General features: G+C 74.7%; 2 protein-coding genes and 1 pseudogene. 1 reads left to right on the top strand and 2 read right to left on the bottom strand.

The features are described 5' to 3' along the window. Positions 1 to 2,493 (bottom strand): aminopeptidase N (pepN, locus tag GA0115240_RS24640; protein ID WP_093739758.1); only part of this gene is annotated, 2,493 nt, incomplete at its 3' end. A 163-nt stretch (positions 2,494 to 2,656) separates the two neighbouring features. Next, positions 2,657 to 3,346, bottom strand: a complete 690-nt coding sequence (locus GA0115240_RS24645; protein ID WP_093739756.1) for an MBL fold metallo-hydrolase — start codon at positions 3,344 to 3,346, stop codon at positions 2,657 to 2,659. A gap of 203 nt (positions 3,347 to 3,549) precedes the next feature. Here GA0115240_RS24645 and GA0115240_RS24650 point away from each other — a divergent pair. Continuing rightward, positions 3,550 to 4,173: pseudogene (locus GA0115240_RS24650) on the top strand (hypothetical protein); the annotation flags it as partial.

Raw genomic sequence — 4,173 nt, forward strand, 5'->3', positions numbered from 1 at the left:
GGCCGCCCGGACCCGCAAGGTCCGCTCCAGCTCGTCCAGTTGGTCGGTGAGCGCACGGTGCATCGCGGGGGTGAGGGTGGGGTCGCCGAGAGCCGCGCGGCCGGCCGCCAGCGTGCCGGCGTCGACGGCGGTCGCCGGGAAGCCGGCCCGGCCGGCCGTTTCCGCGATGGCGGGCCCGCGGCGGGTGGCGAGGGCGGCGGCGTCCGCCCAGTAGCGGGCGACGAAGCCGCCGACCAGCTCGCGCTGTTCGGGGTGCCAGAAGCCCTCGGCGGTCGCCGCGAACAGGTAGTTCGACAGGGAGTCGTCGCGGTAGAGGGACTCCCAGGCGGCGGCCTTGGCGTCCGGGTCGGGCAGGGCGGCGCGGCAGCGGGCGGCGCCCTCACGGCCGCTGGCGCTGGGGTCGCGCTCCTCCTCGGCGTCGATGTCGGCGGCGCCGGCCGCGCCGAGCACGGACAGCCGCAGCAGCATCTTCCAGCGCAGTTCCCGGTCGGCCGGGGAGCCGCCGGGGATGGCGCCGTCGTCGTACCAGCGGCGCAGGTCGGCGCTGTCCTCGGCGGTGATCGCCGCGTCGACGAGGCAGCGGGTGGCGGCCAGCCGGACCTCCTGGGGGCCGTCGGCCAGCAGGGCGCGGCTGGTGGCGGCGAGCGAGCCGAGCGCCTCGGTGCGCAGCGCGGGTGCCAGGAACCGGTCGGCGATCCGGCCGCGGGCGAAGGCCAGGACGCCCTCGACCACGAACGGGTCGGTCTCGGCCGGCAGGTGGCGGGCGACCAGGGCGAGGTAGTCGGCGGGAGCGGTCCGCGCGTCGCGGACCATCTCGCGGGCGGCCCGCCAGGCGACCGCCCGGCTGAGCGGGTCCGGCAGCGTGGCGAGGGCCTGGGTGACGGCTTCCCAGGAGTGCTCGTCGAAGCGGACCTTGGCGTAGGACAGGTCGCCGTCGTTGAGCAGGATCACGTCGGGCCGCGGGCCGTCCAGATCGAGTTTGGCGACCGCGGCGGTCGCCACGATGTCGAGGGTGATCCGGTCGCGCGTCACCAGCCGGCCGGGGCCGGCGGGGGCCCGGTCGTAGAGCCCGACCTCGACGCGGTGCGGGCGGCTGCCGCTGTGGGTGACCTCCAGCCGCCAACCGCCGGGAGCCGGGGACGCGGTGGGGGTGAGGGTGTCGATGCCGCTGCTGCGCAGCCAGGCGTCGGCCCAGGCGGGGACGTCGCGTTCGGTGACCGAGGACAGCGAGTCGATGAAGTCGGCGAGGGTGGCGTTGCCGAAGCGGTGCCGGGCGAAGTGCTCGTTGATCCCGGCGAGGAAGTCCTCGCGGCCGAGCCAGGCGACCAGCTGCCGCAGGGCGGAGGCCCCCTTGGCGTAGGAGATGCCGTCGAAGTTGGTGAGTGCCGAGGCGGTGTCGGGCACCGAGGCCGGGTCGGGTGCCACCGGGTGGGTGGAGGGGCGCTGGTCGGCGTCCGAGCCCCAGGACTTGCGGGCCACCGCGAAGTCGGTCCAGCTGCCGGTGAAGCGGGTGGCCTCGGAGACCACCTGGTAGCCCATGTACTCGGCGAAGGACTCGTTCAGCCAGATGTCGTCCCACCAGCGCAGCGTCACCAGGTCGCCGAACCACATGTGGGCCATCTCGTGGGCGATGACCACGGCCCGGAACTGCGCCTCGCCGGGGGTGACGGCCGAGCGGTGCACGAAGGTGTCGCGGAAGGTGACCAGGCCCGGGTTCTCCATCGCGCCGGCGTTGAACTCGGGCACGAACGCCTGGTCGTAGGAGTCGAACGGGTAGGGCTCGTCGAAGATCTCGCCGTAGTGGTCGAAGCAGCGGCGGGTGAGGTCGAAGAGCTCCTCGGCGTCCCGGTCCAGGTGCTCGGCCAGCGAGCGGCGGCAGTGCAGCCCGAAGGGCAGGCCGGCGTGCTCGGTGCGGATCGAGTGGTAGGGCCCGGCGGCCACCGCCAGGAAGTAGGTGGCCAGTGGCGGGGTGGTGGCCAGCTGCCAGCGGCCGGGGGCGGTGCGGGTCGCCACGCCGTTGCCCAGCACGGTCCATGCCTCGGGGGCGGTCACCTCGACGTCGAAGACGGCTTTGAGGTCGGGCTGGTCGAAGGCGGCGGCGACGCGCTGCACATCGTCCATGAACAGCTGCGTGTAGACGTACGCCTCGCCGTCGGCCGGGTCGGTGAAGCGGTGCATGCCCTCGCCGGTGCGGGAGTAGCGCATGTCGGCCTCGACACGCAGTTCGTGCGGGCCGGCCGCCAGACCGGTCAGCGGCAGCCGGTTGCCGTCGAGCAGGCCGGGATCGAGGGCGGCGCCGTCCAGGGTGGCCCGGTGCAGTTCGGCGGGCTTCAGCTCGGCGAAGGTGTCGCAGTCCCGCAGTGCGGTGAAGCGGATCGTGGTCGCCGATCCGAAGATCTCCTCGCCCCGGGTGAGGTCGAGGTCGATCGCGTAGTGCTGAACGGTCAGGTCGTGGGCGCGGGTCTCCGCCTCGGCGCGGGTGAGAGCAGGCATGCGGTTCATGCTGCCGCACGCCGGCGGTCCGGGGATACAGCTTTCCGATCGGAAAACGGCTGATCACGAACCGGGGCGTGCAGGTGGGGGCACGGATCGGTCGGATTCGGCAGGCGCCGGCCGGGGGTCCGGCGGGGCGGGCGCCGCCGGTCCGGGGGGCCGCTCAGGGGGCGGCGGCGCGCAGGACGGCGCCGCCGTCCGCGGTGAGCGGCTCGCCGTGGCCGAACAGGACGGTGGCCGTGTCGAGCGCGGCCAGCCGGGCGTAGGCGGCGGCGAGGGCGACGTGGTCGTTGCTGAACACCCCGGGGATGGGCCGCCCCTCCCCCATCGCGACGGTGTCGCCGGTGAACAGCACGCCCAGCTCCGGCAGATGGACGGCGACGCTGCCCGCGGTGTGCCCGGGCACGTGCAGCACCCGGGCGGCCAGGCCCCAGTCGAGCCGGTCGCCGTCGGCGAGTTCGCGGTGCACCGGGGCGGGCGGCGCCTGCGTCACCCCGGGGGTGATCCGCTCGTACAGCGCCCGTTCCCAGTCCTGCTCCAGCACCGGCGGCGGGACCTGGGCCGAACCGCGGACCGCGTCCGCGTCGGCGGCGCCGGCCGCGACGCGGGCACCGGTCGCGGCGGCGAGGGCGGCGGCGGATCCGGTGTGGTCGCTGTGGGCGTGGGTGAGGACGATCTCCCGCAGATCGCCCGGCGCGCCGCCGGCCGCGGCGAGGGCGGCCAGGATGTCCTGCTCGGACCCGGCCGGCCCGGAGTCCACCAGGGCGAATCCGCCGGGAAGTCCGATCAGGTACGCCTGCCCGACGGGGAAGCGCAGCATCCGGATGTCAGGGGTGACTTGTACGGTGTCCATGTCCATACGGCGACGCTACGGGCGGCCGGGCCGGCGCGCGCTGGGGTTGCGCGCTGGGCGAACGGCTTTGCGCCACCGGCGAACAGGGGGTCGCGGGGACGGGCGGGTGCGGGTACGGGTGCGCGGGGGACGGGTCGGCGTGGCCGGGACCGGGACAGCGGATCGCTGCGGCGCGTAGGCTCGGTGGCCACGGGGAGGTGCCCATGGCCGAGCCCGCCGAGCCCGGGACATCGACCGCCGCGAGCGGTCCGATCGTGCACGGGTTTCCGCATCTGGCCACGGTACGGACGGCGCTGACCGCGCTGTACCGGCGGCTGTCCGCCGACGGGGTGGCCCGGTTCGCGGCGAGCGTGCACCCGGAGCTGGTGGACTTCCCCGACGACGAGGACATCTACCTGGGCGCCCAGCGGGTGGCGCGGGTGATGGTGCGGCACCTGCGACTGCCGGACGCCCGGATGGTGATCGGCTTCCGCGACATGGTGCACGCGGGCCACGTCGAACTGGCCGCCGGGCCCGAGTACTTCGTCGAGCTGCACGCGCGGTTCCGTACCGACCGGCGCGATGTGGGGGCGGCGCTGGCGCACGAGGTGATGCATGTCTACTTGCACCGGCTCGGGCTGGAGTTCCCCGGCACCCGGGACAACGAGATCCTCACCGACACCGCGACGGCGTATCTCGGCGCGGGCTGGCTGCTGCTGGACGCGTACCGCGAGGAGGCCGCGATCCGCGGTGAGCGGCTGATGATGTCGGCGCACAAGCTGGGGTACCTCGACCCCGGAGGACGTTCGGGTACGTGCTCGCCAAGCGGGCGGTGGCCGTTCGGCGAC

Origin of the sequence: Streptomyces sp. DvalAA-14, assembly GCF_900091855.1 — a bacterium.
Lineage (GTDB): Bacteria > Actinomycetota > Actinomycetes > Streptomycetales > Streptomycetaceae > Actinacidiphila.

Excerpts from the sequence above, each read along its gene's own strand:
- GA0115240_RS24645 (WP_093739756.1), bottom strand. The coding sequence starts at position 3,346 with ATGGACACCGTACAAGTCACCCCTGACATCCGGATGCTGCGCTTCCCC.